This window comes from Pseudomonas sp. Sample_20 (assembly GCF_004307585.1).
GTDB classification, from domain to species: Bacteria; Pseudomonadota; Gammaproteobacteria; order Pseudomonadales; family Pseudomonadaceae; genus Aquipseudomonas; species Aquipseudomonas atacamensis.
Genome location: NZ_RCOA01000103.1, coordinates 688 through 24,177, shown reverse-complemented (window position 1 = coordinate 24,177; position 23,490 = coordinate 688). Strand labels below are relative to the sequence as shown.

Here is a 23,490-nt window from a genome sequence, read left to right as displayed (position 1 = left end):
CAGCAGATGCAGGAAAAAATGGCCAAGATGCAGGAAGAACTGGCCAACGCCGAAGTCACCGGCAAGGCCGGCGGCGACATGGTCACCGTGGTGATGACCGGTCGTCACGACGTTAAAAGCGTGAGCATCGACCCAAGCCTGGTCGAAGGCCTGAGCGAAGACGACAAAGAGATGCTGGAAGCCGTGGTCGCTGCCGCCGTCAACGACGCCGTGCGCAAGATCGAAGCCAACAGCCAGGAAAAAATGGGCAGCATGACCGCCGGCATGAACCTGCCAGCGGGTATGAAACTGCCATTCTGATTCGCCTTTGGGCGGCAGATGAGCTACACAAAATGCCAGGCGTCGTGCCTGGCATTTTTGTTTCTGCGCGGCGCGGATCGTTCCTGCGCTCTGCGTGGGAATGCCTCTGGGGACGCTCCGCGTTCCAGCTTGCGATTGGGACGCGGAGCGTCCCGGGCTGCATTCCCACGCAGAGCGTGGGAACGATCAGTGGGAGCGAGCCTCGGGCAAAACTGCAGAAACATCGAACACACCACCGCTACCAAGGTCTGCTCCCTATACACCGAATTCCCCATTCACAGGAGACGCTGACATGTCCGACCCTCTCACCCTCAATCAACGCTTCGTCCTCGCCTCGCGCCCGAGCGGCGCGCCGACCCCGGAGAATTTCCGTCTCGAGCGCGAGGCGCTGCCGGACCTGCAGGACGGTCAGGTATTGCTGAAAACCCTGTACCTGTCGCTTGACCCGTACATGCGCGGACGTATGAGCGACGCACCGTCCTACGCTGCGCCAGTGCAAATCGGCGAAGTCATGACCGGTGGTGCGGTCAGCCGGGTCGAGCAGTCCAATCATCCGAAATTCCACGTCGGTGATCTGGTGGTTGGCGCCACCGGTTGGCAGAGCCACAGCATCAGCGACGGCCGTAACATCATGCCGATCCCGGCCGGCCTGCCGAGCCCGTCGATGGCCCTCGGCGTACTGGGCATGCCGGGCATGACCGCGTACATGGGCCTGATGGATATCGGCCAGCCGAAAGAGGGCGAAACCCTGGTGGTGGCTGCGGCGTCCGGCGCCGTCGGCTCGGTGGTCGGGCAAGTGGCGAAGATTAAAGGTCTGCGCGCGGTCGGCGTGGCCGGTGGTGCCGAGAAGTGCAAATACGTGGTCGAGGAGCTGGGTTTTGATGCCTGCATCGACCACAAGGCCGAAGACTTTGCCGAGCAACTGGCCAAGGCCTGTCCCAACGGCATCGACATTTACTACGAGAACGTCGGCGGCCATGTCTTCGATGCCGTCGTGCCGTTGCTCAATCCCAAGGCGCGCATCCCGTTGTGCGGCCTGATCGCCGGCTACAACGCCGCCGAGGCGCCGACCGGCCCGGATCGCCTGCCGATGCTGCAACGCACTTTGCTCACCAAGCGTGTGCGTATTCAGGGCTTCATCGTCTTCGACGATTACGGTGATCGTCAGCCGGAATTCATCAGCCACATGGTGCCGTGGGTACGCGACGGCAAGGTGAAATTCCGCGAGGACGTGGTCGAAGGCCTGGAGCAGGCGCCCGAGGCGTTCATCGGTCTGCTGGAAGGGCGCAACTTCGGCAAACTGGTGGTCCGGGTCGCCCAGGACTGAGGATTTGACGCTGGCCAGAGGCGCGGGTATAAACCGCGTCTCGTTGTTTAGTCGGACTGTTTACCCATGAGCTTCAGCCCTTTGATTCGCCAACTGATCGACGCTCTGCGCACCTTGCCGGGCGTGGGTCAGAAAACCGCTCAGCGCATGGCGTTGCAGTTGCTCGAACGTGATCGCAGCGGCGGCACCCGTCTGGCTCAGGCCTTGAGCCAGGCCATGGAAGGCGTCGGCCATTGCCGCCAGTGCCGCACGCTGACCGAAGACGACCTCTGCCCGCAATGTGCCGACCCGCGCCGCGATGACACGCTGCTTTGCGTAGTCGAAGGGCCGATGGACGTTTATGCGGTGGAGCAGACCGGCTTCCGTGGCCGCTATTTCGTGCTCAAGGGGCACTTGTCGCCGCTGGATGGCCTGGGGCCTGAAGCGATCGGGATTCCGCAACTGATGGCGCGGATTGAAGAGGCGGGGACCTTTGCCGAAGTCATCCTCGCCACCAACCCGACAGTGGAAGGCGAGGCGACCGCGCACTACATCGCGCAGTTGCTCAACCACAAAGGCCTGGTCGCCTCGCGGATTGCACACGGCGTGCCGCTGGGCGGTGAGCTGGAGCTGGTCGACGGCGGCACGCTGGCGCATTCGTTTGCCGGGCGTAAACCGATTTCCCTCTAAAAATCAAAAGATCGCAGCCTTCGGCAGCTCCTACAGGGAACGCATTCCAATGTAGGAGCTGCCGAAGGCTGCGATCTTTTGATCTTCTGCATCTTGAATACCAAGCAAGCGCTCGGTTAACGTCGGCGAACCCTTCCGTGGAGCTCGCCCATGCCTGCCTTTCAGGAATACTTCGACCCCAGCAATCAATTGGTCCGCGACAGCGTCAGACGTTTCGTCGAACGCGAGATCCTGCCGGACATCGATCAGTGGGAAGAAGCCGAAAGCTTTCCCCGTGAGCTGTACCTCAAGGCCGGTGCGGCGGGCATTCTCGGTATCGGCTATCCCGAAGCGCTTGGCGGCAGCCATGAAGGCGATCTGTTCGCTAAGGTCGCCGCCAGTGAAGAACTGATGCGCTGTGGCTCTGGTGGCCTGGTGGCGGGGCTGGGTTCGCTGGATATCGGCCTGCCGCCGATCGTCAAATGGGCGCCGCCAGAAGTTCGCGAGCGGGTGGTACCGCTGGTGCTCAGCGGTGAGAAAATCAGCGCGCTGGCAGTGACCGAGCCCGGCGGCGGCTCCGACGTCGCCAACCTGCAAACCCGCGCCGTGCGTGACGGCGACTTCTACCGGGTCAGCGGCAGCAAGACCTTTATCACCAGCGGCGTGCGCGCGGATTTCTACACGGTCGCGGTGCGCACCGGTGCGCCGGGGTTTGGCGGTATCAGCCTGTTGCTGATCGAGAAGGGCACGCCGGGTTTCAGTGTCGGTAGGCAATTGAAGAAAATGGGCTGGTGGGCGTCGGACACCGCTGAGTTGTTCTTCGACGATTGCCGCGTGCCGGTAGGCAACCTCATTGGCGGAGAGAACATGGGCTTCGCCTGCATCATGGGCAATTTCCAGAGCGAACGCCTGGCGCTGGCGCTGATGGCCAACATGACGGCGCAATTGGCGCTGGAGGAGAGCCTGAAGTGGGCGCGCGAGCGTGAGGCGTTCGGCAAACCCATCGGCAAATTTCAGGTGATCAAACATCGGCTCGCCGAAATGGCCACGGCGCTGGAAGTGTCGCGGGAGTTCACATATCGGCAAGCGGCAAAAATGGCGGCGGGGCAGAGTGTGATCAAGGAGATTTCCATGGCGAAGAACTTCGCCACCGACACCTCGGACCGGATCACCACCGAAGCCGTGCAGATTCTTGGCGGGCTCGGTTACATGCGTGAAAGCCTGGTGGAGCGGCTGTATCGGGATAACCGCATTCTGTCGATTGGCGGCGGGACGCGGGAAGTGATGAACGAAATCATCAGCAAGCAGATGGGGCTCTAAAAGCAAAAGATCGTCCGATGCATGATCGTTCCCACGCTCTGCGTGGGAATGCAGCCCGGGACGCTCCGCCTCCCTATCGCAAGCTGGAACGCAGAGCGTCCCTAGAGGCATTCCCACGCGGAGCGTGGGAACGATCAATCTTTAGATCTTGATTATTTATCAGTCAACGCAAACTGCGTCAGGCAGAACGTCGGGATACCCATATCCTGCAAGCGCTGCGAACCTTGCAGCTCTGGCAGATCAATGATGGCCGCCGCTTCATGCACCCGCGCGCCCATGCGGCGAATCAGGTTGGCCGCTGCGATCAGCGTGCCGCCGGTGGCGATCAGGTCATCGAACATCACCACCGAATCGCCTTCACACAGGCTGTCGGCGTGCACTTCCAGGAACGCTTCGCCGTATTCGGTCGCATAACCTTCGGCGAGCACGTCCGCCGGCAGTTTGCCTTGCTTGCGGAATAGCACCAGCGGCTTGTTCAACTGGTAGGCCAGGACCGAACCGATCAGAAAACCACGGGCATCCATGGCGCCGATGTGGGTGAAGTCGGCTTCGACGTAGCGATGGGCGAAGCTGTCCATCACCAGGCGCAGGGCCGTCGGCGACTGGAACAGCGGGGTGATGTCGCGAAAGATCACGCCCGGTTTCGGGAAGTCGATCACGGGGCGGATCAGGGATTTGATGTCGAAGGAGTCGAAGACCATCGGGGTGTCCTGGCAGGGCTGCAAACGGCGCAGTATACCCGCGGCTGAAACGATTCGCTCAACCGCGGGTCGTGATCAGCCTTCGATCGAACCGCCGGCCAGCGCGCATAACTGGATCGGGTCGAGGATGTGGATCTCTTTGCCCTCGGCGGCGATCAATTCGTTCTGCTGAAAGCGGGTGAACACCCGCGACACGGTTTCCACCGCCAGGCCCAGGTAATTGCCGATTTCATTGCGCGACATGCTCAGACGGAACTGGTTGGCCGAGAAGCCGCGAGCGCGGAAGCGTGCCGACAGGTTGACCAGGAAAGTAGCGATGCGCTCGTCGGCGGTCTTCTTCGACAGCAGCAACATCATTTGCTGATCGTCGCGGATCTCGCGGCTCATCACCCGCATCAACTGGCGGCGCAGTTGTGGCAATTGCAGCGCGAGTTCGTCGAGGCGTTCGAAGGGAATTTCGCAGACCGAAGTGGTTTCCAGCGCCTGGGCCGAGACCGGGTGTTTTTCGGTGTCCATGCCCGACAGGCCAACCAGTTCGCTTGGCAGGTGGAAGCCGGTCAGTTGCTCTTCGCCGGCATCGCTCAGGCTGAAAGTTTTCAGCGCGCCGGAGCGGACTGCATAAACAGAATCGAAGGTGTCGCCCTGACGGAACAGGAATTCGCCCTTCTTCAGCGGGCGGCCGCGTTTAACGATTTCGTCGAGCGCATCCATGTCTTCCAGATTCAGAGAAAGTGGCAGGCAGAGCGGGGCCAGGCTGCAATCCTTGCAGTGGGCCTGGTTGTGAGCGCGCAGTTTGACTGGCTCGGACATTTCTTCAATCCTTGTGGGAAAACACACATAAGCCGTAAGGGTAACCCACGGAAGGACATTCAGGCCAGCACGCGGCGGCGTTGTCCTACAGACATAAAGCCGCAGCACCGGCGGCCGATAACCCACTATCAGTACTCATCCAAGGAAGGCCCCGATGACCGCCATTGGCACGCTAAGCCCCGGTAGCAGCGGCATTGCTGCTTCGCCGGAGGTAACCGGTCCCGACGCTGCAATCGACCGCGACGACGCCTTGTCGAATACGGCAACCCCGACCTTGGTCGAGGGCGTCAAAGTGTCGCTGTCCGGCGCGGCCATCGCCAAATCCGCCGCTGTCGGCGGCGAGAACAGTGACATCGACAACAGTGGCTTGCCGGAGAACATCCAGCAGTTGCTGAAGATGATTCGCAAGATCCAAAAAGAAATCATCGAGAAAAAAGCCCGCATGGCGGCGGTCATGTCAGACAGAACCCTCTCCAACGAGGAAAAGATCAACAAGCTCGCCGCATTACGGGGCGCCATAGCCGCCCTCAACAGCGGCCTGATCACCGCCAACCTTTCCTTGTCGAAAGTGATGAACCAGTCGGCGCTCAATTCTGATCAGAACCTCAAGGTCGGCTCGTTGCTGACCAAGCCTTAAATCACTCGGGAGAAACGCTGGCGGTTCTGCTGCTCCAGGTACGCATCGAAAACCATGCACACCGAGCGCACCAGCAATCGACCCGCCGGCAACACCTCGATGCGCTCGCGCTCGAACCTGATCAGGCCATCCTCGGCCATACCTTGCAACTGCGGCCAGAGCGCGCCGAAGTAGCCTTGAAAATCGATGTTGAACTGCTGCTCGATCTCGGCGAACTCAAGTTTGAAATTGCAGATCAGTTGCTGGATCACTGCGCGGCGCAAGCGGTCGTCAGCGTTGCACACCAGGCCGCGACTGGTCGCCAGCTGCGCGCTGGCCAGGCTGTTCTGATACGCGTTGAGGTCGCTACTGTTCTGGCAGTACAGATCGCCGATCTGGCTGATCGCCGACACGCCCAGACCAATCAGGTCGCAATGGCCATGGGTGGTGTAACCCTGGAAATTGCGTTGCAGGGTCTGCTCTTCCTGAGCGATGGCCAGTTCGTCATCAGGCAGGGCGAAGTGGTCCATGCCGATGTAGCGGTAGCCGGCAGCGGTCAGTTGCTCGATGGTGCGCTGGAGCATTTCCAGCTTGTGCGCCGGGCTCGGCAAGTCGCTGCTGTTGATCCGCCGTTGCGGCATGAAGCGTTCCGGCAGGTGCGCGTAGTTGAATACCGAGAGGCGATCCGGTTGCAGACTGATCACTTCCTCGACGGTGCGAGCGAAGTTGTCCGGTGTCTGCTTTGGCAGGCCATAAATCAGATCGATGTTGATCGAGCGAAATTGCAGGGTTCGCGCCGCATCGATCACTGCGCGGGTTTCTTCCAGGCTTTGCAGGCGATTGACTGCGCGCTGCACCGCCGGGTCAAGGTCTTGCAGGCCAATGCTGACCCGGTTGAAACCCAGTTCGCGCAGCAGGCCCATGGTCGACCAGTCGGCTTCGCGCGGGTCGATTTCGATGCCGTAATCGCCCGAGTCATCGTTGAGCAGATTGAAATGCTTGCGCAGGTGCGCCATCAGCTGGCGCAATTCGTCGTGGCTGAGAAAGGTCGGTGTGCCGCCACCGAAATGCAGCTGCTCGACGGTTTGCGCCGGGTCGAGGTGGCAGGCAATCAACTGGATTTCCTGCTCGAGCCGTTGCAGATACGGTTGCGCGCGACCGCGATCCTTGGTGATGACCTTGTTGCAAGCGCAGTAGTAACAAATGTTCGCGCAGAACGGCACATGCACGTACAGCGACAACGGCCGCTGCGCCTTGCGGCTGTCGCGCAGGGCGTGGAACAGGTCGAAAGTGCCGACCTGACCGTGAAATTGCACGGCGGTCGGGTACGAGGTGTAGCGTGGCCCCGCCAGATCGTAGCGGCGGATCAGATCAGAGTCCCAACGAATGGCGTCGAGCATGCGGGCATTCCCCCGGATAGGCTGGCAGTGTGGCGAGTCTAGGGGAGGGCGTTACAGGGCATCTTGATTTGCATCAACGGCGAGGATTTGTGTTGTTCGTGCGGGCGCCTTCGCGAGCAGGCTCGCTCCCACATTGGATTTGCAGCGTACTCAAGACCTGTGGGAGCGAGCCTGCTCGCGAAGGCCGCCCCACACATTTAATGGCCCATAAGCCAATGCTGATGCGGGCCGGGAAGGGTCCATAAGCCAAACAGAATCACCAACAACCCGCCGGCCATGCGCACGCTGCGTTTGCGCAAGATCGCCGTCACCCGTTCAGCCGCCAGCCCGGTGGCCAGCAGCACCGGCCAGGTGCCGAGGCCGAAAGCGAGCATCAGCAATGCACTGTCCAGCGCATTGCCCTGACTCGCGCTCCACAGCAAGGTGCTGTAAACCAGCCCGCACGGCAGCCAGCCCCACAGCGCACCGAGCAGCAAGGCACGCGGCAGGCTGGAAACCGGCAGCAAGCGATTCGCCACCGGTTGAATAAAACGCCATAAGCCACGCCCGAGCGCTTCGATACGGGTGAGCCCGCTCCACCAACCGGCGAGGTACAAGCCCATGGCGATCAGCAGCAACCCGGCCAGCACGCGCATGAACAGCGCCGCCGGGCTGTTGGCGACTGCCCAGCCGGCGAGGCCGATGAGCAATCCCGCCGTGGCATAACTGAGAATCCGCCCGAGGTTATACGCCAGCAACAGACGAAAGCGCCGGCTGCGCTGCTCCTTGGGAATCGCCAGGGTCAGCGCGCCCATCAGACCGCCGCACATGCCCAGACAATGGCCGCCACCAAGCAGGCCGAGGATCAGCGCCGAGACCAGCAGGGGCGCCAGTTCAAGCATGGGGTGGCGCCTTGTCGTCCGGTTTGCCGGCGTTGGCTTCGTCCACCGCAGCGGTATGGTTGGGGTCCTGATCGTCAAAAAGGATGCTGTGTGCCGGGCTGTCGAGGTCGTCGTACTGACCGCTGTCCACCGCCCAGAAGAAGATGTACACGGCGATGGCGACGATGAGCAAGGCAGCGGGAATCATCACATAGAGAGCTGGCATCGGTAACTCCAGGCCCGCGCGGCTCAGGCCGGCAGCGGACGGGTTTGGGTCGGGCTGCTGGCGGCCGGCGCCCTCGGCAGACGAGTCAGGCGCAGGGCGTTGAGCACCACGGTCAGCGAACTGATCGACATGCCGACCGCCGCCCACACCGGAGTGATCCAGCCGAGGGCGGCGAACGGCAACATGAGGCCATTGTACAGCGCTGCCCACAGCAGGTTTTCGATGATTACCCGGCGCGTGCGTCGCGCCAGCGCGAAGGCCTGTACCAAGGCGTCGAGGCGGTTGGACAGCAACACCGCATCGGCGCTGGTTTTCGCCAGGTCGGTGGCCGAGCCCATGGCCACGCTGATATCGGCCGCAGCCAGCACCGGCACGTCGTTGACGCCGTCACCGAGCATTAGCACCTTGCGCCCTTCCTTGTGCAGTTGTTGCAGCACTCGCAGTTTGTCATCGGGGCGCAAGCCGCCACGGGCCTCGTCGATGTCCAGTTCGGCGGCGACACTGGCGACCATCGGCGAACTGTCGCCGGACAACAGCAAGGTGCGCCAGCCCCGCGCTTTGCAAGCCGCGAGCAGGGCGGGAGCGTCGTCACGCAGGCGATCATCGAGCACCAGCCACGCCAGCGGTCCGTGCGTGTCGGCGAGCAGCAACCATTGTCCGGCTTCATCAGGCATTGACGGCAGTGCCGCGCCGCTCAGTGCGCAGGCAAATTCGGCCTGACCGATGCGCAAGCGTTGCTCACCGACCACGCCTTCCAGGCCCAGCCCCGGTGTGCTGTGTACGTCCTCAGCGGCCAGCGGCGCACGCCCGAAAGCGCGGGCGATCGGGTGTTCCGAGCGGTTTTCCAGCGCAGCGGCAAGGCTCAGGCATTGCTCGCTGTCGAGCGCGCCGAGCGGGCGAATCGAGCGCAGCACCAGCCGGCCTTCGGTGAGCGTGCCGGTCTTGTCGAAGATCACCGTGTCGATCTGGTTCAAGCCTTCCAGCACATGGCCGCGGGTCAGCAGCAGGCCGAGTTTGTGCAGGGTGCCGGTGGCGGCGGTGAGGGCGGTCGGCGTCGCCAGCGACAGCGCGCACGGACAGGTCGCCACCAGCATGGCGAGAACGATCCAGAACGCCCGCGCTGAGTCCAGCTGCCACCACAGCAGGCCGATCACTGCCGCCGCGATCAGCGACAACAGCAAAAACCATTGCGCGGCGCGGTCGGCGATTTCCGCCAGACGCGGTTTCTCCGCCTGAGCGCGATCGAGAAGGCGCACGATCGCGGAGAGACGCGTGTCCTGTCCCAGCGCCTGCACTTCGACGGTCAATGCGCCTTCGACGTTGAGCGTGCCCGCAGTGACCGCATCACCGAGCGTGCGCGGCTGTGGCAGGTATTCGCCGGTCAGCAGCGATTCGTCGATGCTCGACTGGCCATCGATGATCTTCCCGTCGGCCGGCAGAATCGAGCCCGGCTGCACCAGTATCCGCTCGCCCACGCGCAACTCGCTGAGCAGGATGCGTTCGCTCTGGCCATCGCTATCCAGGCGCAGGCACGAGGCCGGCAACAGGTTGACCAGTTGCGCAGTGGCGGCAGCGGTGCGTTCGCGGGCGCGGCGTTCCAGATAACGCCCGGCGAGCAAAAACAGCGCGAACATGCCGACCGCATCGAAGTACAGCTCGCCGACCCCGGTGATCGATGTCCAGATCCCGGCGATGTAAGCGCTGCCGATCGCCAGTGAAACAGAAACGTCCATGGTCAGGTGGCGCGTACGCAAATCGCGCATCGCGCCTTTGAAGAACGGCGCGCAGCTGTAGAACACGATGGGTGTGGTGAGAAACAGCGCGACCCAGCGCAGGATCGTGTGCAGCTCGGGACTGAGGTCGATGTTGAATTCCGGCCAGGTGGCCATGGTCGCCATCATCGCCTGAAACCACAGCAGACCGGCGACGCCGAGCTGGCGCAGGGCCAGGCGATTCTCGCTGGCCAGTTGTTCGCTGGCGCGGTCGGCCTGATAGGGGTGAGCAGCGTAACCAATGTGGCGCAGCTCGGCGAGGATCTGGCTCAGCGGCAGTTGTGCATCGGCCCAGCGTACGTGCAGGCGATGATTGGACAGGTTCAACCGCGCTTCGGCGACGGCGGGCAGGGTGCGCAGGTGTTTCTCGATCAGCCAGCCGCAGGCGGCGCAACTGATGCCTTCCATCAACAAGGTGGTTTCGGCCAGATCGCCTTCGTGGCGCACGAAGGGCTGCTGCACGTCGGCGCGGTCGTACAGCGTCAGTTCATCGCTCAGTTGCACCGGCAGCGCTTCGGGATTGGCCGACGCTTCGCTGCGATGCTGGTAATAACTTTCCAGCCCCCCGGCGACAATGGCTTCGGCCACCGCCTGGCAGCCCGGGCAGCAGAACTCGCGGGCCTGCCCGAGGACGACGGCGGTGAAGCGGCTGCCGGACGGGACGGGCAGGGCGCAGTGGTAGCAGGGGGTTGGGCTGGTCATGGTGCGCGTTCCGATGATCGTTCCCACGCTCCGCGTGGGAATGCCTCCCCGGACGCTCCGCGCGTCCGCTTCGGCTGGGACGCGGAGCGTCCCTGGCTGCGTTCCCACGCAGAGCGTGGGAACGATCAGAGTAAAAGGCTTATTTTTTCAGATCTTCCGCGCCCTGCAATGGCTCATCACCCAGCAGCAGCTCCTTGTCATGGCTGACCAGCTCTTCTTCAAACATGCGCCACACGTGCTCGTCCTGGCTGCCGAGCAACTCGACAAAGCGCCGCCCTTCGACCTTGTCGCTCAACTGGCCGATGTAGCGCCCGCTCTCGCTGCCACTGCGGGTCAAAACAATCTTGCGATCCTTTTCCGGCTGGGTCGGCGAGATCAGGTTCAGTTCCAGGGTTTGCGGCTGGCTGTCACCGTTCAAGCGCAAGTCGACTTCCCCGGTCACATCATCCAGATGCACCGCTGCACGCAGCTTCAGGGTTTGCGCCAGCAGCTCGCGATCCAGTGAACGGTTGATGCCTTTGCCCGCTTCGTAATAGTTGTCGTTGACCAGGTTGTCCGGGTTGTTCACCGCGATGGTCACCATCGACAGGGTCAAGGCCACCGAGCAGGCCAGAATCGCGATGATGATCCACGGCCAGAGGTGCTTGTACCAGGGACTTGCGGCGTTTGCAGCGGGCATGTTCAAAATTCTCTCAACGGATTTGTGGGCCGATGAATCGGCTCTTGGCTTCAACGTGGACGCTGTCGTCATCGGCGTCCTTGAGGATGAATTTCACCTCGTTGGTGCTCGATGGCAGTTGTTCCGGTGCGCTCGACAACTCGACCGGCATGCTGACGATATCGCCGGCGGCCACCTTGATCTCGCGCTTGCCTTGCAGGCGCAGGTCCGGCAGACCCTCGGCTTGCAGCAGGTAAGTGTGGTCGCGCTGATCCTTGTTCATGATCTTCAGGCTGTAGACGTTTTCGATCCGGCCTTCAGCGTTTTCGCGGTACAGCACGCGGTCTTTGCTGACGTCGAAACCGACCAGCGAACGCATGAAGAACGCAGCGACCAACAGGCTGATCATCGCCAGCAGCACCACGGCGTAACCGATCAGGCGCGGACGCAGTTTATGGGTTTTCTGCCCGGAGAGGTTGTGTTCGGTGGTGTAGCTGATCAGCCCGCGCGGGTAATCCATCTTGTCCATGATGCTGTCGCAGGCATCGATGCACGCAGCGCAGCCGATGCACTCGATCTGCAGGCCATCGCGGATATCGATGCCGGTCGGGCAGACCTGCACGCACATCGTGCAGTCGATGCAATCGCCCAGCCCCAGCGCCTTGTAGTCGATGCCTTTCTTGCGCGGCCCACGGCTTTCGCCGCGGCGCGGGTCGTAGGAAACGATCAGCGTGTCCTTGTCGAACATCACGCTCTGGAAGCGTGCATACGGGCACATGTAGATGCACACCTGCTCACGCAACCAGCCGGCATTGCCGTACGTGGCGAGGGTGAAAAAACCGACCCAGAAATACGACCAGCCATCAGCCTGACCGGTGAAGAACTCGATGACCAGTTCGCGGATCGGCGAAAAGTAGCCGACAAAGGTCATGCCGGTGACAAAACCGATCAGCAGCCACAGCGAATGCTTGGCCAGTTTGCGCAGGAATTTGTTGGCGCTCATCGGCGCCTTGTCGAGCTTTATGCGCTGGTTGCGGTCGCCTTCGGTGACCTTTTCGCACCACATGAAAATCCACGTCCACACGCTCTGCGGGCAGGTATAACCGCACCAGACGCGCCCGGCGTAGACAGTGATGAAGAACAGGCCGAACGCGGCAATGATCAACAGGCCCGAGAGCAGGATGAAATCCTGTGGCCAGAAGGTCGCGCCGAAAATGAAGAACTTGCGCTCGGGCAGGTTCCACCACACCGCCTGATGACCGCCCCAGTTCAGCCACACCGTGCCGAAATACAGCAGAAACAACGCCGCACCGCCGAGCATCCGCAGATTGCGGAACAGGCCGGTGAAGGCACGGGTGTAGATTTTTTCTCGTGAGGCATAAAGGTCGACGCTGTTGTTCGCGTTCTTGCTCGGCGGCGTGACGTCGTGTACCGGAATCTGATTGCTCATCATTGCATCCCACGGCAGTGGAAAAATGCCTCGGTCGATACGTGCCAACCGAAGTCAAAAAGGGCTGTTGCAGTAGCGTGATGATACGCCTGCCGCTCTGGCTCAAGGGTGCGACCTTTGGTCGCGTTGGGTAAAAAATGCGGATGGTGTAGCGATTGCGCAAAAGCCTGACGCAGATCAATTGACTTGTTGAGTATGGACGGTTTTGCCGAAGCGGCTAGTTCATCTTTTCAATCGCTTGTTCAAGCAACAACCGTCGATGTCGCAAGTTGAACGACAAACCGTCCGTCGTTGCCACTTCGGCTACAAGAGCCATAGATTGAATTGGCTGCCTGTTGCAAGTTGTTGGATCTGAAACATATAAACTTGATTGTTGTTTATGAATGCTTTGAAGTTTTAGCTGTGTTCGCCTAAGTTTTGCTCTCGCGAAATTCTTTTGCGTATTGATAGTTAACTTAAATGGAATTTAAAAGTATGAATTTTATTAATCTCAAGAGCATCTGTGTGGGTGCCTGGATGTTAGCTTCGGCTATTACCGCTCAGGCCACTACTGACATGCCGAAACACATGGTGTTTGCTTCGGATACTCAATATCCGTGGACGGACAAGACCGATCGCCGCATACCCGAATCCGATTCCGAATTCAAGGAGCGCTCGAAATGGCTGGTGGAAACCCAACTTGCGAGCATTGCCGAATTCAGAAATCAACACGGCTCTCAAACGCAGGTTCCCTTGATGATCAATGGTGATATAACCGCATTCGGGCATGGCTGGCAGCGCTCGTTCATGAAGGATCTGCTGGATAAACATTTCAAGGGCGAATATCTCTACGGGCTTGGTAATCACGACTATGAAAACAATGTCGATGATTGCTTTAGCAATAGCTGTGCGGCAGGAAGTATCGTCGAGTTCAAAGAGCATCATGAAGGTAAGGTCGATAACTTCGATCTGAAGATTACCAGTGGCTTTCTGAGCAAGACCTATTCGGGCAGTCTCGCCTATTCGAAAAATATCGGCGAAGTGCATATGGTTCAGCTCAACAACGAACCGACCTATACCGCCCGGATTGCTCATCCATTGAATCCGACGACGTTCGAAATCAACGATGCACTGGACTGGCTCGAGACGGATCTCAGGCTGGCGCGAGCGTCGGGCTACGCCATCATCATCAACATGCATAAACCGTTGAACCACATGGGAACCCAGGCGCAACAGAAACGCTTCTACGACATGGTTAACAAATATCGAGTGACGGCGATTTTTGCCGGCCATTTGCACGAGGACGGAGGTGATGCCTATCAACAAGGTAACGTGCCCATGTACCTGAGTGGCAGTACCTCTCAGCAAACCTATCTGATTGCCAGTTTCACTGAGGATCGCAAGCAACTCCAGGTGTACCTGGTGAAGAACAACCAATGGCGCAATCGAACGTTGATCGACACCACTGTGGTGCATTCAATCTTTGCCCAACGCCCCTGACAAAAGCCCCGCCGGTGATAGGGCGGGGTATTCATCAATCAGGTGTTGGCAGCGATCCATGGGTTGATCAGATTGACGCCGCTGTGTTGGAAGTCCGCAATGTTGCGAGTTACCAGCGTAAGCCCGTGTACAAGCGCGGTGGCGGCGATCAAGGCGTCGCATTCATTGCTGCGGTCGGGAACATGCAATCGTGCGCACCGGGTGGCGACGCTGGTATCGACCGGCAGGATTCTGCCAGAGAACGCCGGTTTGACGTGATGTTCCAGCCAGTTGCGCAGCAGCTGGCCTTGTGAAGGGTCACGACGTTCGATACGCAGGACGCCCGTTTCCAGTTCCAGCACAGTGATTGCGGATAGATACAGGCTGGCTGGGGAAATGCTGTTTGCCCATTTCACCACATGCCTGTCGGCTTGGTTCTTCCGCAACTCGGAAACTACATTGGTATCCAGCAGAAACATCAGGAAAGGTCCACGCTGCGAGGAGTGATGACGGCGCGCTCGGGTTCGAATTCGATTTCAAGCGCATCCGGCATCGCCAGTAGCTCAACGATGCTGGTCTGGCAACCCGTCAGTTTCTGGTACTCCTCGATGCTGAGCAACACGTGGGCAGGCCTGCCTCGGTCAGTAATGATCACTGGACCTTGATGCGTGGCTTTTTTGGCTGCACTGGTGTCCTGGTTGAACTCGCGGCTTGAAATAGTGGTGATGGCCATCATGTTTGGCCTCCAGAAATTCTGATGTAGGAACGTTACTACCTTGAGATTTCCCCTGCAATCGGAAAGGCGGGTCGTGGACGATCGGTTTGTCATTTTCATAAGGGCACCGTGTTTATCAGCTCAGATCCATTGAGCAACCGTTTCGAGTCATGAATGCCAGCATGCAAAAAGGCCCCGCCAATTCTCATTGGCGGGGCCTTTTTTGCTTCAAGCGTTGGCTTTACTCAGCCTTTGCCTCCGGCGCTTTTTCACCATGGGACAGGCTGTAAACATACGCCGCCAGCAGGTGCACCTTGTCGTTGCCCTGCAGTTGTTCCTGCGCCGGCATCTGGCCCTGACGGCCGTAGCGGATGGTCTGCTGCAGTTGCGCGAAGCTCGAGCCGTAGATGAATGCGCCCGGGTGTGTCAGGTCAGGCGCGCCCATGGCCGGGGTGCCTTTACCGGCAGGGCCGTGGCAGGCGACGCAGTTGGCGGCGAAGAGTTTCTGGCCGTTGGCCGGGTCGGCCTTGGTGCCTTCCGGCAGTTTGCGCCCGTCGAGGTTGGTCACCACGAAGGCCGCTACGTCGGCCACGCCTTGCTCGCCGATCACTTCAGCCCACGCCGGCATCACCGCGTGGCGGCCGCCCATGATGGTGGTCTTGATGGTTTCCGGCTCACCGCCCCAGCGCCAGTCGGCGTCGGTCAGGTTGGGGAAGCCATAGGCGCCCTTGGCGTCGGAACCGTGGCACACCGAGCAGTTGGACGCGAACAAACGGCCGCCCATTTTCAGTGCTTGCGGATCCTTGGCGACTTCTTCGATCGGCATCGCCGCGAACTTGGCGAAAATCGGACCGAAGCGAGCGTCCGAGCGGGCCATTTCCTTTTCCCACTCGTGGACGCCGGTCCAGCCGGTCTGGCCGTTGGCGAACGCGGTCTGTTTCTCGGTATCCAGATAGTTGTAGCCCGGCAGCAGACCTTTCCAGTTGCCCAGGCCCGGGTACAGCACCAGATAACCCAAGGCGAAAATGATGGTGCCGACGAACAGCATGAACCACCATTTCGGCAGCGGGTTGTCGTACTCCTCGATCCCGTCGAAGGAGTGGCCGACCGTCTCGTCCGTCTGTTCGCTGCGCTGGCCCTTGCGGGTCGACAGTAGCAGCCAGGTCAAGGCGAAGATCGTACCGAGACTGAGGACTGTGACGTACAGACTCCAGAATGTAGTCATTCTTTGTTACTCCTAGAAGCTTGCTCGACGTGCTTGACGGCTTCGGGATCATCGGCAAAAGGCAGCATGGTCGCGTCGTCGAATTCCGACTTGCGCTTGGGGCTGAACACCCACAAGGCCAGACCGATGAAGGCCACCATCACGACCACGGTGCCCAGGCCTCGAATCATCCCGATATCCATCAGATTCACCGTTTGCTTTTGATGATGGTGCCCAGGCCTTGCAGATAGGCCACCAGCGCGTCCATTTCGGTTTTGCCCTTCACGGCATCCTGTGCACCGGCGATGTCTTCGTCGGTGTAAGGCACGCCGAGGGTGCGCAAGACTTCCATTTTTTTCGCGGTTTCCTTGCCGTCGAGCTTGTTTTCCACGAGGAACGGGTAAGCCGGCATTTTCGACTCGGGGACCACGTTGCGCGGGTTGTACAAGTGCGCACGTTGCCAGTCATCGGAGTAACGACCGCCCACACGGGCCAGGTCCGGACCGGTACGTTTGGAGCCCCACAGGAACGGGTGGTCCCAGACGCTTTCACCGGCAACCGAATAGTGGCCATAGCGTTCGGTTTCAGCGCGGAACGGGCGGATCATCTGCGAGTGGCAGCCGACACAACCGTTGGCGATGTACACGTCGCGGCCTTCCAGTTCCAGCGCCGAGCGCGGCTTCATGCCCTCGACCGGCTTGTTGGTGACGTCCTGGAAGAACAGCGGAACGATTTGGGTCAGGCCACCGATGCTGACGGCGATGACCATGAAGAAGGCCAGCAGGCCAATATTCTTCTCGACAGCTTCATGCTTCATCAGTGAGCTCCAACGACGGCAATCTTGGCGGCGGCTTCGGCTTCAACCGGATCCGACGCACGAACGGTGCGGTACACGTTGTAAGCCATCAGCAGCATGCCGCTGGCAAAGAAAGCACCGCCCAGCGCACGGACGATGAAGCCCGGGTGGCTGGCCTGCAGCGCTTCGACGAACGAGTAGGTGAGGGTGCCGTCATCGTTGATTGCACGCCACATCAGGCCCTGGGTGATGCCGTTGACCCACATCGACGCGATGTAGAGCACGGTGCCGATAGTGGCGAGCCAGAAGTGCGCATTGATCAGCCCGGTGCTGTGCATCTGCGCCCGGCCGAACAGTTTCGGGATCATGTGGTAGATCGCGCCGATCGAGATCATTGCTACCCAACCGAGGGCGCCGGCGTGTACGTGGCCGATGGTCCAGTCGGTGTAGTGCGAGAGCGAGTTGACGGTCTTGATCGCCATCATCGGCCCTTCGAAGGTCGACATGCCGTAGAACGCCAGCGACACCACGAGGAAGCGCAGGATCGGGTCGGTGCGCAACTTATGCCAGGCGCCCGACAAGGTCATCATGCCGTTGATCATGCCGCCCCAGCTTGGCGCCAGGAGGATGATCGACATCGCCATGCCCAGCGATTGTGCCCAGTCCGGCAGGGCGGTGTAGTGCAGGTGGTGCGGGCCGGCCCAGATATACAGGGTGATCAGCGCCCAGAAGTGCACGATCGACAGACGATAGGAGTAGATCGGGCGTTCGGCCTGTTTCGGCACGAAGTAGTACATCATCCCGAGGAAACCGGTGGTCAGGAAGAAACCCACCGCGTTGTGGCCGTACCACCACTGGATCATCGCGTCAGTGGCACCGGAGTAGGCCGAATAAGACTTGAACAGGCTGACCGGCAGCGACATGTGGTTGACGATGTGCAGCATCGCGGTGACCACGATGAACGCGCCGTAGAACCAGTTGCCGACATAGATGTGCTTGGTTTTGCGCTTGGTGATGGTGCCGAAGAACACCAGACCGTAAGTGACCCAGACAATCGCCAGCAGAATCGCGATCGGCCATTCCAGCTCGGCGTATTCCTTGGTGGTGGTGTAACCCAGCGGCAAGGTGATGATGGCGCCGACGATGACCGCTTGCCAGCCCCAGAAGGTGAAGGCAGCGAGGCTGTCGGAAATCAGTCGCGTCTGGCAGGTTCGCTGCACGACATAGTAGGAAGTGGCAAACAGTGCACAACCGCCGAAGGCGAAAATCACCAGGTTTGTGTGCAACGGGCGCAAGCGTCCAAAGCTCGTCCACGGCAGACCGAAGTTCAGTTCCGGCCAGACCAGTTGCGAGGCGATGAAGACACCGAGCCCCATGCCAAGGATCCCCCAGACCACCGTCATGATGGCGAACTGGCGGACTACCTTATAGTTATAAGCAGTCGGACTGATTGCTGTGCTCATTCTAAGGTTCCACGGTTTGGGTATTTTTATAGGGATAAAATCGGCCGCAAGTATGTATAAAGCAGGGGGTCATTGCAACGCGCCATGACCTGGGTCAATGCTTTCCAACGCTGATTCTGCGGCCTTTCCATGCGCCGCGTAGGGTCAAAAATGGCCTCTGACAAAATGTCGCAGTGGGCGTAAGAAGCTCGCAATCCGGATCGCCATCAACGGTGCCCGTTCACGGGTCGTGATCGGGGAATTGCGGGCAATCGGCGCAACAGCCGTTATCTACCTGCGTTTGCGGCGAATCCATCAGCCGGTTCACGGCGTGCATCGTTCGGGATTGATCTGGAAACCGACTTCAGCCGGTCCGCTTCGATGAAGCGTAGACCCGAATCCGGGGTTCCGAAAGGAGAGGATCCGAGGGGTGCGACAATGCGTCGCAAAGGGGCGGGAAACTGCCGCAGCGAGAAAGCTGCGGCAGTGGTGTACGCAATTGCTATTTCTTTCTGTCTTCAGTTATCAGTTTTTCTGTGTTCAATCCGTTGCTCAGGCTGTACACATAAGCGGCAAGCAATTGCACTTTATCGTTGCCCAGCAATTCGTTCTGCGCTGGCATATGCCCCTGACGACCATGGCGAATGGTCTGTTCCAGTTGGGTCAGGCTGGTGCCATAAATGAAGCCGGCCGGGTGAGTAAGATTCGGTGCGCCCATGGCAGGGGTGCCTTGGCCAGTTGCGCCGTGGCAAGCCACGCAAGTGGTGCTGAAGGCTTGCTGCCCGGCTTGCAGATCCGCCTTGCTGTCGGCAGGTAGCGGCAGGCCGGCCAGTTCGTGGCGCACATAAGCGGCAACGTTTTTCACCCCGGCCTCACCGAGCACTTCGCCCCAGGCCGGCATTGCCGCCATCCGCCCACCCATGATGGTGGTCTTGATCGTCTCGGCATCGCCGCCCCAGCGCCAGTCGCTGTCAGCAAGGTTAGGGAAGCCGAACGCGCCCTTGGCATCCGAGCCGTGGCACACCGAGCAATTGGAGGCGAACAGACGACCGCCCATTTTCAGCGCCTGCGGATCCTTGGCCACTTCTTCCAGGGGCATCGCCGCGAATTTGGCGAAGATCGGCCCGAACCGTGCGTCGGCCTTGTTCATTTCCTTTTCCCATTCGTGCACGCCGGTCCAGCCATCCTCATAGCCGGGCAGGATGCCTTTCCAGTTGCCCAGGCCCGGATAGAGAATCAGATAACCCACCGAGAACACCAGCGTGCCGGCGAACAGCATGAACCACCACTGCGGCAGCGGGTTGTCGTACTCCTCGATGCCGTCGAAGCTGTGGCCCATGGTCTGGTCGACGCTGCCCTTGGTCTCGCCCCGACGGGTGCCGATCAGCAGCCAGGTCAGGCCGATCAGGCTGCCAATGGTCAGTACGCAGATCCACGTACTCCAGAAGGTGGTCATGGCCGGGTACTCCTTGTTTCAGGGGCTGAAATTGTTTCGGATAGTGGCTCGTCGGCGAACGGCAGCAGGCGTGCTTCGGCGAATTCCGGGGTGCGCTTGCGGTTGAACACCCACAAGGTCAAACCGATGAAGGCGACGAACACCACGACCGTGCCGAGGCCGCGGATCAGGCCTGCACTCATTTCAATGACCATGGCTCACCTCTTGCTCTTGATCGCAGTGCCGAGCACTTGCAGATAGGAAACGAGGGCGTCCATTTCGGTCTTGCCCTTGAGGCTGGCGACCGCGCCGCTGATGTCGTCGTCGGTGTACGGCACGCCGAGGGTGCGCATGGTTTTCAGCTTGGTTTCGGTGTGGCTGCTGTCGACCGCTTGGGTGACCAGCCACGGATAGGCCGGCATCTTTGATTCCGGCACGACGTTGCGCGGGTTGTACAAGTGCGCGCGGTGCCAGTCATCCGAGTAGCGCGCGCCGACCCGGGCGAGGTCCGGACCGGTACGTTTCGAGCCCCACAGGAACGGGTGATCCCAGACGCTTTCGCCGGCAACCGAGTAGTGCCCGTAGCGTTCGGTTTCGGCGCGGAACGGGCGGATCATCTGCGAGTGGCAACCGACGCAGCCTTCGCGGATGTAGATGTCGCGACCTTCCAGTTGCAGCGCGGTGTAGGGCTTCATGCCTTCCACCGGTTTGTTGGTGACGTCCTGGAAGAACAGCGGGACGATCTGGGTCAGGCCGCCGATGCTCACGGCGAACACCATCAGCAGCATCAGCAGGCCGACGTTCTTTTCAATCGTTTCGTGTTTCATGGCGGACTCCTCAGGCCATCTGCGCGGCAGCGACGACATCAGCAGGCTGCGAGGCCCGCACGGTGCGCCAGGTGTTGTAAGCCATCAGCAACATGCCGCTTAAGAAAATCGCCCCGCCGATCAGCCGCACGACAAAGCCCGGATGGCTGGCCACCAGGGTTTCGACGAAGGAGTAGGTCAGCGTGCCGTCCTCGTTCACTGCGCGCCACATCAGGCCCTGGGCGATGCCGTTGACCCACATCGAGGCGATGTAGAGCACGGTGCCGATGGTCGCGAGCCAGAAATGCGCGTTGATCAGGCCGACGCTGTGCATCTGCGCCTTGCCGAAGATTTTCGGGATCATGTGGTACAGCGCGCCGATCGAAATCATCGCCACCCAGCCGAGCGCGCCAGCGTGAACGTGGCCGATGGTCCAGTCGGTGTAGTGGGAGAGGGCGTTTACCGTCTTGATGGCCATCATCGGCCCTTCGAAGGTCGACATGCCGTAGAACGCCAGCGACACCACGAGGAAGCGCAGGATCGGGTCGCTGCGCAGCTTATGCCAGGCGCCCGAGAGGGTCATCATGCCGTTGATCATGCCGCCCCAGCTCGGTGCCAGCAGGATCAGCGACATCACCATGCCCAGCGATTGCGCCCAGTCCGGCAGCGCGGTGTAGTGCAGGTGGTGCGGGCCGGCCCAGATGTACAGGGTGATCAAGGCCCAAAAGTGCACGATCGACAGGCGATACGAATACACCGGACGCTCGGCCTGTTTCGGCACGAAGTAATACATCATGCCGAGGAAGCCGGCGGTGAGGAAAAAGCCTACGGCGTTGTGGCCATACCACCATTGCACCATCGCGTCGGTTGCACCGGCGTACACCGAGTAGGACTTGGTGAAACTCACCGGCAACTCGAGGTTGTTGACGATGTGCAGAATCGCCACGGTGATGATGAACGCGCCGAAGAACCAGTTGCCCACATAAATGTGTTTGGTTTTGCGCTGCATGATCGTGCCGAAGAACACGATCGCATAGGCGACCCAGACGATGGTGATCAGGATGTCGATCGGCCATTCCAGCTCGGCATATTCCTTAGAACTGGTGTAACCCAACGGCAGGCTGATCGCCGCCAGCAGGATCACCAGTTGCCAGCCCCAGAAGCAGAACGCGGCGATTTGCGGCGCGAACAATTGCGTCTGGCAGGTGCGTTGCACCGAATAAAAAGAGCTGGCGAACAGCGCGCAGCCACCGAAGGCGAAGATCACCGCGTTGGTGTGCAGCGGGCGCAGACGGCCGAAACTGGTCCAGGGCAAATTGAAGTTGAGTTCCGGCCAGACCAATTGCGCCGCGAGAAAAACCCCGAGGCCCATGCCGACGATGCCCCACACCACCGTCATAATGGCGAATTGGCGGACCACCTTGTAGTTGTAGGCGGTACTGATAGAAGTGTTCATGGTTCCCCATCCACGGTTCAGCCGAAGTGAGCGCGCAAACGGCGCGAATCCTTCGCCTGGAGTTATAGGCAGACTAAAAGCGAGGCAAGCATGGACAAACAGCACAAGGCCAGTATTGACGGGGATCAATGGGCGCAGTGTGTGCTCGATCATGGATGGTTGTGGGATGCCGCTGTTGGTGAGGCTTCAGCAACGCTGATTCTGGCCCACGGGGCGGGGGCGCCGATGGATAGCGAGTGGATGAACGACATGGCTGGGCGCCTTGCCGGGCTTGGGGTCAACGTGTTGCGCTTTGAGTTTCCGTATATGGCGCAGCGGCGGGTGGATGGGGTGAAGCGGCCGCCGAATTCTGCGCCGAAATTGTTGGATTGCTGGCGGGAGGTGTTTGCGGTTGTGCGGCGTCATGTCGCTGGGGTTTTGGCTGTTGGCGGCAAGTCGATGGGCGGGCGGATGGCGAGTCTGGTGGCGGATGAGTTGGGGGTGGATGCGTTGGTGTGTCTGGGGTATCCGTTTTATGCGGTGGGGAAGCCGGAGAAGCCTCGGGTTGAGCATTTGGCTTCGATGCGCACGCGGGCGTTGGTTGTGCAGGGGGAGCGGGATGCTCTGGGGAATCGCGAGGCGGTTGCGGCTTACAGCTTGTCACCGAGTATTGAGGTGACTTGGCTGGCGGCAGGGGATCATGATTTGAAGCCGCTCAAGGCTTCTGGGTTTACGCACTCCGATCATTTGGCGGGTGCTGCGCAGAAGGTGGCTGAATTTCTCCGTGACTGATTTTGAGTCGGGCCGGATTTTGCGGTGCATGAAGATCGGCTCCCTTTCCCCCTCGCCCCCTTGGGGGAGAGGGTTGGGGTGAGGGGGTTAGCTTTTGATCTTGCTCTTGGGGGCATATCCGTTGCTGCGGTAACGGCTGCTTAGGGTTCCGCCCTTACGGCGGGTCACCTTTTTCAAACGCCGGAGTGCCGGCCCAGCAAAAAGGTAACCCAAAAGGCTTGCTCCTACGTTCGGCCCTCGCAGGCTCGGGTCCCTTCGCTCCGGGACTGATCCGGGCGCAGCGGCTCCGGTTTGCTTCGCTGCACCTCCTTCCGCTGTGTCTGGCTGCGCCAGACGGTCGCTGCGCTCCCACGCCCGGATCAATCCCTCCGCTCAGCCTTCCGACGTCGCCGGTGGATCAAGATCAAAAGCACTCGAGCTAACGCTCATTGTTGAGTGGTGCGGCTTTGCCGCGGGCAGCTGCGCTGCTTCGCTTTTCTGCTTTTTGTGGGAGCGAGCCTGCTTGCGAAGGCGGCATGACAGCCGACCATTATCCACCGGCCGGACTCAATCCCTGTGGGAGAGCACTCGAGCTAACGCTCATTGTTGAGTGGTGCGGCTTTGCCGCGGGCAGCTGC

Annotated in this window: 25 protein-coding genes; 7 read left to right on the top strand and 18 right to left on the bottom strand. The window is 60.4% G+C overall.

What is annotated here, in order from left to right; all coding sequences use genetic code 11:
* The 4 genes from D8U70_RS21095 to D8U70_RS21075 form a co-directional block, all read left to right on the top strand.
* A partial coding sequence (locus D8U70_RS21095) for a YbaB/EbfC family nucleoid-associated protein (RefSeq protein ID WP_130929648.1) occupies positions 1-300 on the top strand: 300 nt, incomplete at its 5' end.
* A gap of 292 nt (positions 301-592) precedes the next feature.
* The gene (locus tag D8U70_RS21085) at positions 593-1,627 is read left to right on the top strand and encodes an NADP-dependent oxidoreductase (RefSeq protein ID WP_130929646.1); all 1,035 of its coding nucleotides are present in this window, start codon (positions 593-595) and stop codon (positions 1,625-1,627) included.
* A 66-nt stretch (positions 1,628-1,693) separates the two neighbouring features.
* Positions 1,694-2,296, top strand: coding sequence for a recombination mediator RecR (gene recR, locus D8U70_RS21080; RefSeq protein ID WP_110646920.1), 603 nt, complete (start codon positions 1,694-1,696; stop codon positions 2,294-2,296).
* A 150-nt stretch (positions 2,297-2,446) separates the two neighbouring features.
* Positions 2,447-3,595: an acyl-CoA dehydrogenase family protein gene (locus D8U70_RS21075; protein WP_130929645.1), complete on the top strand. Its 1,149-nt coding sequence runs from the start codon at positions 2,447-2,449 to the stop codon at positions 3,593-3,595.
* A 152-nt stretch (positions 3,596-3,747) separates the two neighbouring features.
* On the opposite strand, the gene D8U70_RS21070 is transcribed toward D8U70_RS21075, so the two are convergent.
* On the bottom strand, positions 3,748-4,296 hold the full coding sequence (locus tag D8U70_RS21070; protein ID WP_024012326.1) for an adenine phosphoribosyltransferase: 549 nt from the start codon (positions 4,294-4,296) through the stop codon (positions 3,748-3,750).
* A 75-nt stretch (positions 4,297-4,371) separates the two neighbouring features.
* Positions 4,372-5,106 (bottom strand): fumarate/nitrate reduction transcriptional regulator Fnr, encoded by a 735-nt coding sequence (gene fnr, locus D8U70_RS21065; RefSeq protein ID WP_016773865.1) that lies wholly within the window; start codon positions 5,104-5,106, stop codon positions 4,372-4,374.
* 154 nt (positions 5,107-5,260) lie between these two features.
* On the opposite strand from fnr, the gene D8U70_RS21060 reads away from it, so the two are divergent.
* Positions 5,261-5,743, top strand: a complete 483-nt coding sequence (locus tag D8U70_RS21060; RefSeq protein WP_130929644.1) for a hypothetical protein — start codon at positions 5,261-5,263, stop codon at positions 5,741-5,743.
* Here D8U70_RS21060 and hemN read toward each other — a convergent pair.
* The 6 genes from hemN to ccoG form a co-directional block, all read right to left on the bottom strand.
* Positions 5,740-7,122 carry an oxygen-independent coproporphyrinogen III oxidase gene (gene hemN, locus D8U70_RS21055; protein ID WP_110646923.1) on the bottom strand — a complete coding sequence of 461 codons (1,383 nt, stop codon included), beginning with the start codon at positions 7,120-7,122 and terminating at the stop codon, positions 5,740-5,742. The genes D8U70_RS21060 and hemN overlap by 4 nt on opposite strands.
* A 197-nt stretch (positions 7,123-7,319) precedes the next feature.
* Positions 7,320-8,003, bottom strand: coding sequence for a sulfite exporter TauE/SafE family protein (locus D8U70_RS21050; protein ID WP_041479091.1), 684 nt, complete (start codon positions 8,001-8,003; stop codon positions 7,320-7,322).
* On the bottom strand, positions 7,996-8,208 hold the full coding sequence (gene ccoS, locus D8U70_RS21045; RefSeq protein ID WP_130929643.1) for a cbb3-type cytochrome oxidase assembly protein CcoS: 213 nt from the start codon (positions 8,206-8,208) through the stop codon (positions 7,996-7,998). The genes D8U70_RS21050 and ccoS overlap by 8 nt, the downstream gene beginning before the upstream one ends.
* 23 nt (positions 8,209-8,231) lie before the next feature.
* On the bottom strand, positions 8,232-10,682 hold the full coding sequence (locus tag D8U70_RS21040; RefSeq protein WP_130929642.1) for a heavy metal translocating P-type ATPase: 2,451 nt from the start codon (positions 10,680-10,682) through the stop codon (positions 8,232-8,234).
* A 139-nt stretch (positions 10,683-10,821) separates the two neighbouring features.
* Positions 10,822-11,361, bottom strand: a complete 540-nt coding sequence (locus tag D8U70_RS21035) for a FixH family protein (RefSeq protein WP_056784237.1) — start codon at positions 11,359-11,361, stop codon at positions 10,822-10,824.
* 13 nt (positions 11,362-11,374) lie between these two features.
* Positions 11,375-12,790 carry a cytochrome c oxidase accessory protein CcoG gene (gene ccoG / locus D8U70_RS21030; protein WP_073474016.1) on the bottom strand — a complete coding sequence of 472 codons (1,416 nt, stop codon included), beginning with the start codon at positions 12,788-12,790 and terminating at the stop codon, positions 11,375-11,377.
* Between the two features lie 516 nt (positions 12,791-13,306).
* On the opposite strand from ccoG, the gene D8U70_RS21025 reads away from it, so the two are divergent.
* Positions 13,307-14,269: a metallophosphoesterase gene (locus D8U70_RS21025; RefSeq protein WP_241149649.1), complete on the top strand. Its 963-nt coding sequence runs from the start codon at positions 13,307-13,309 to the stop codon at positions 14,267-14,269.
* A gap of 38 nt (positions 14,270-14,307) precedes the next feature.
* Here D8U70_RS21025 and D8U70_RS21020 read toward each other — a convergent pair whose 3' ends face one another.
* The 10 genes from D8U70_RS21020 to ccoN (D8U70_RS20975) all read right to left on the bottom strand — a co-directional run bounded on the left by D8U70_RS21020 (position 14,308) and on the right by ccoN (D8U70_RS20975) (position 22,102).
* Positions 14,308-14,727 carry a type II toxin-antitoxin system VapC family toxin gene (locus D8U70_RS21020; protein WP_071171607.1) on the bottom strand — a complete coding sequence of 140 codons (420 nt, stop codon included), beginning with the start codon at positions 14,725-14,727 and terminating at the stop codon, positions 14,308-14,310.
* Positions 14,727-14,981: a type II toxin-antitoxin system Phd/YefM family antitoxin gene (locus D8U70_RS21015; RefSeq protein ID WP_038861980.1), complete on the bottom strand. Its 255-nt coding sequence runs from the start codon at positions 14,979-14,981 to the stop codon at positions 14,727-14,729. The genes D8U70_RS21020 and D8U70_RS21015 overlap by 1 nt, the downstream gene beginning before the upstream one ends.
* Before the next feature lie 223 nt (positions 14,982-15,204).
* On the bottom strand, positions 15,205-16,188 hold the full coding sequence (gene ccoP / locus D8U70_RS21010) for a cytochrome-c oxidase, cbb3-type subunit III (protein WP_024012333.1): 984 nt from the start codon (positions 16,186-16,188) through the stop codon (positions 15,205-15,207).
* Positions 16,185-16,370 carry a cbb3-type cytochrome c oxidase subunit 3 gene (locus D8U70_RS21005; protein ID WP_122705775.1) on the bottom strand — a complete coding sequence of 62 codons (186 nt, stop codon included), beginning with the start codon at positions 16,368-16,370 and terminating at the stop codon, positions 16,185-16,187. The genes ccoP (D8U70_RS21010) and D8U70_RS21005 overlap by 4 nt, the downstream gene beginning before the upstream one ends.
* Before the next feature lie 5 nt (positions 16,371-16,375).
* The gene (gene ccoO / locus D8U70_RS21000; RefSeq protein WP_064391307.1) at positions 16,376-16,984 is read right to left on the bottom strand and encodes a cytochrome-c oxidase, cbb3-type subunit II; all 609 of its coding nucleotides are present in this window, start codon (positions 16,982-16,984) and stop codon (positions 16,376-16,378) included.
* Positions 16,984-18,426: a cytochrome-c oxidase, cbb3-type subunit I gene (gene ccoN / locus D8U70_RS20995; RefSeq protein WP_024012334.1), complete on the bottom strand. Its 1,443-nt coding sequence runs from the start codon at positions 18,424-18,426 to the stop codon at positions 16,984-16,986. The genes ccoO (D8U70_RS21000) and ccoN (D8U70_RS20995) overlap by 1 nt, the downstream gene beginning before the upstream one ends.
* A 481-nt stretch (positions 18,427-18,907) precedes the next feature.
* A complete protein-coding gene (gene ccoP / locus D8U70_RS20990; RefSeq protein ID WP_130929641.1) occupies positions 18,908-19,861 on the bottom strand; it encodes a cytochrome-c oxidase, cbb3-type subunit III in 954 nt (317 codons plus the stop codon).
* Positions 19,858-20,055, bottom strand: coding sequence for a cbb3-type cytochrome c oxidase subunit 3 (locus D8U70_RS20985; protein WP_071171610.1), 198 nt, complete (start codon positions 20,053-20,055; stop codon positions 19,858-19,860). Before D8U70_RS20985 ends, ccoP (D8U70_RS20990) begins: the two co-directional genes overlap by 4 nt.
* Positions 20,056-20,058: 3 nt before the next feature.
* Positions 20,059-20,667: a cytochrome-c oxidase, cbb3-type subunit II gene (gene ccoO / locus D8U70_RS20980; protein WP_003223389.1), complete on the bottom strand. Its 609-nt coding sequence runs from the start codon at positions 20,665-20,667 to the stop codon at positions 20,059-20,061.
* A 10-nt stretch (positions 20,668-20,677) separates the two neighbouring features.
* Positions 20,678-22,102: a cytochrome-c oxidase, cbb3-type subunit I gene (ccoN, locus tag D8U70_RS20975; protein ID WP_024012337.1), complete on the bottom strand. Its 1,425-nt coding sequence runs from the start codon at positions 22,100-22,102 to the stop codon at positions 20,678-20,680.
* A 90-nt stretch (positions 22,103-22,192) separates the two neighbouring features.
* Between ccoN (D8U70_RS20975) and D8U70_RS20970 the strand changes: the two genes are divergently transcribed.
* A complete protein-coding gene (locus D8U70_RS20970; protein WP_130929640.1) occupies positions 22,193-22,873 on the top strand; it encodes an alpha/beta family hydrolase in 681 nt (226 codons plus the stop codon).
* Positions 22,874-23,490 lie beyond the last annotated feature (617 nt).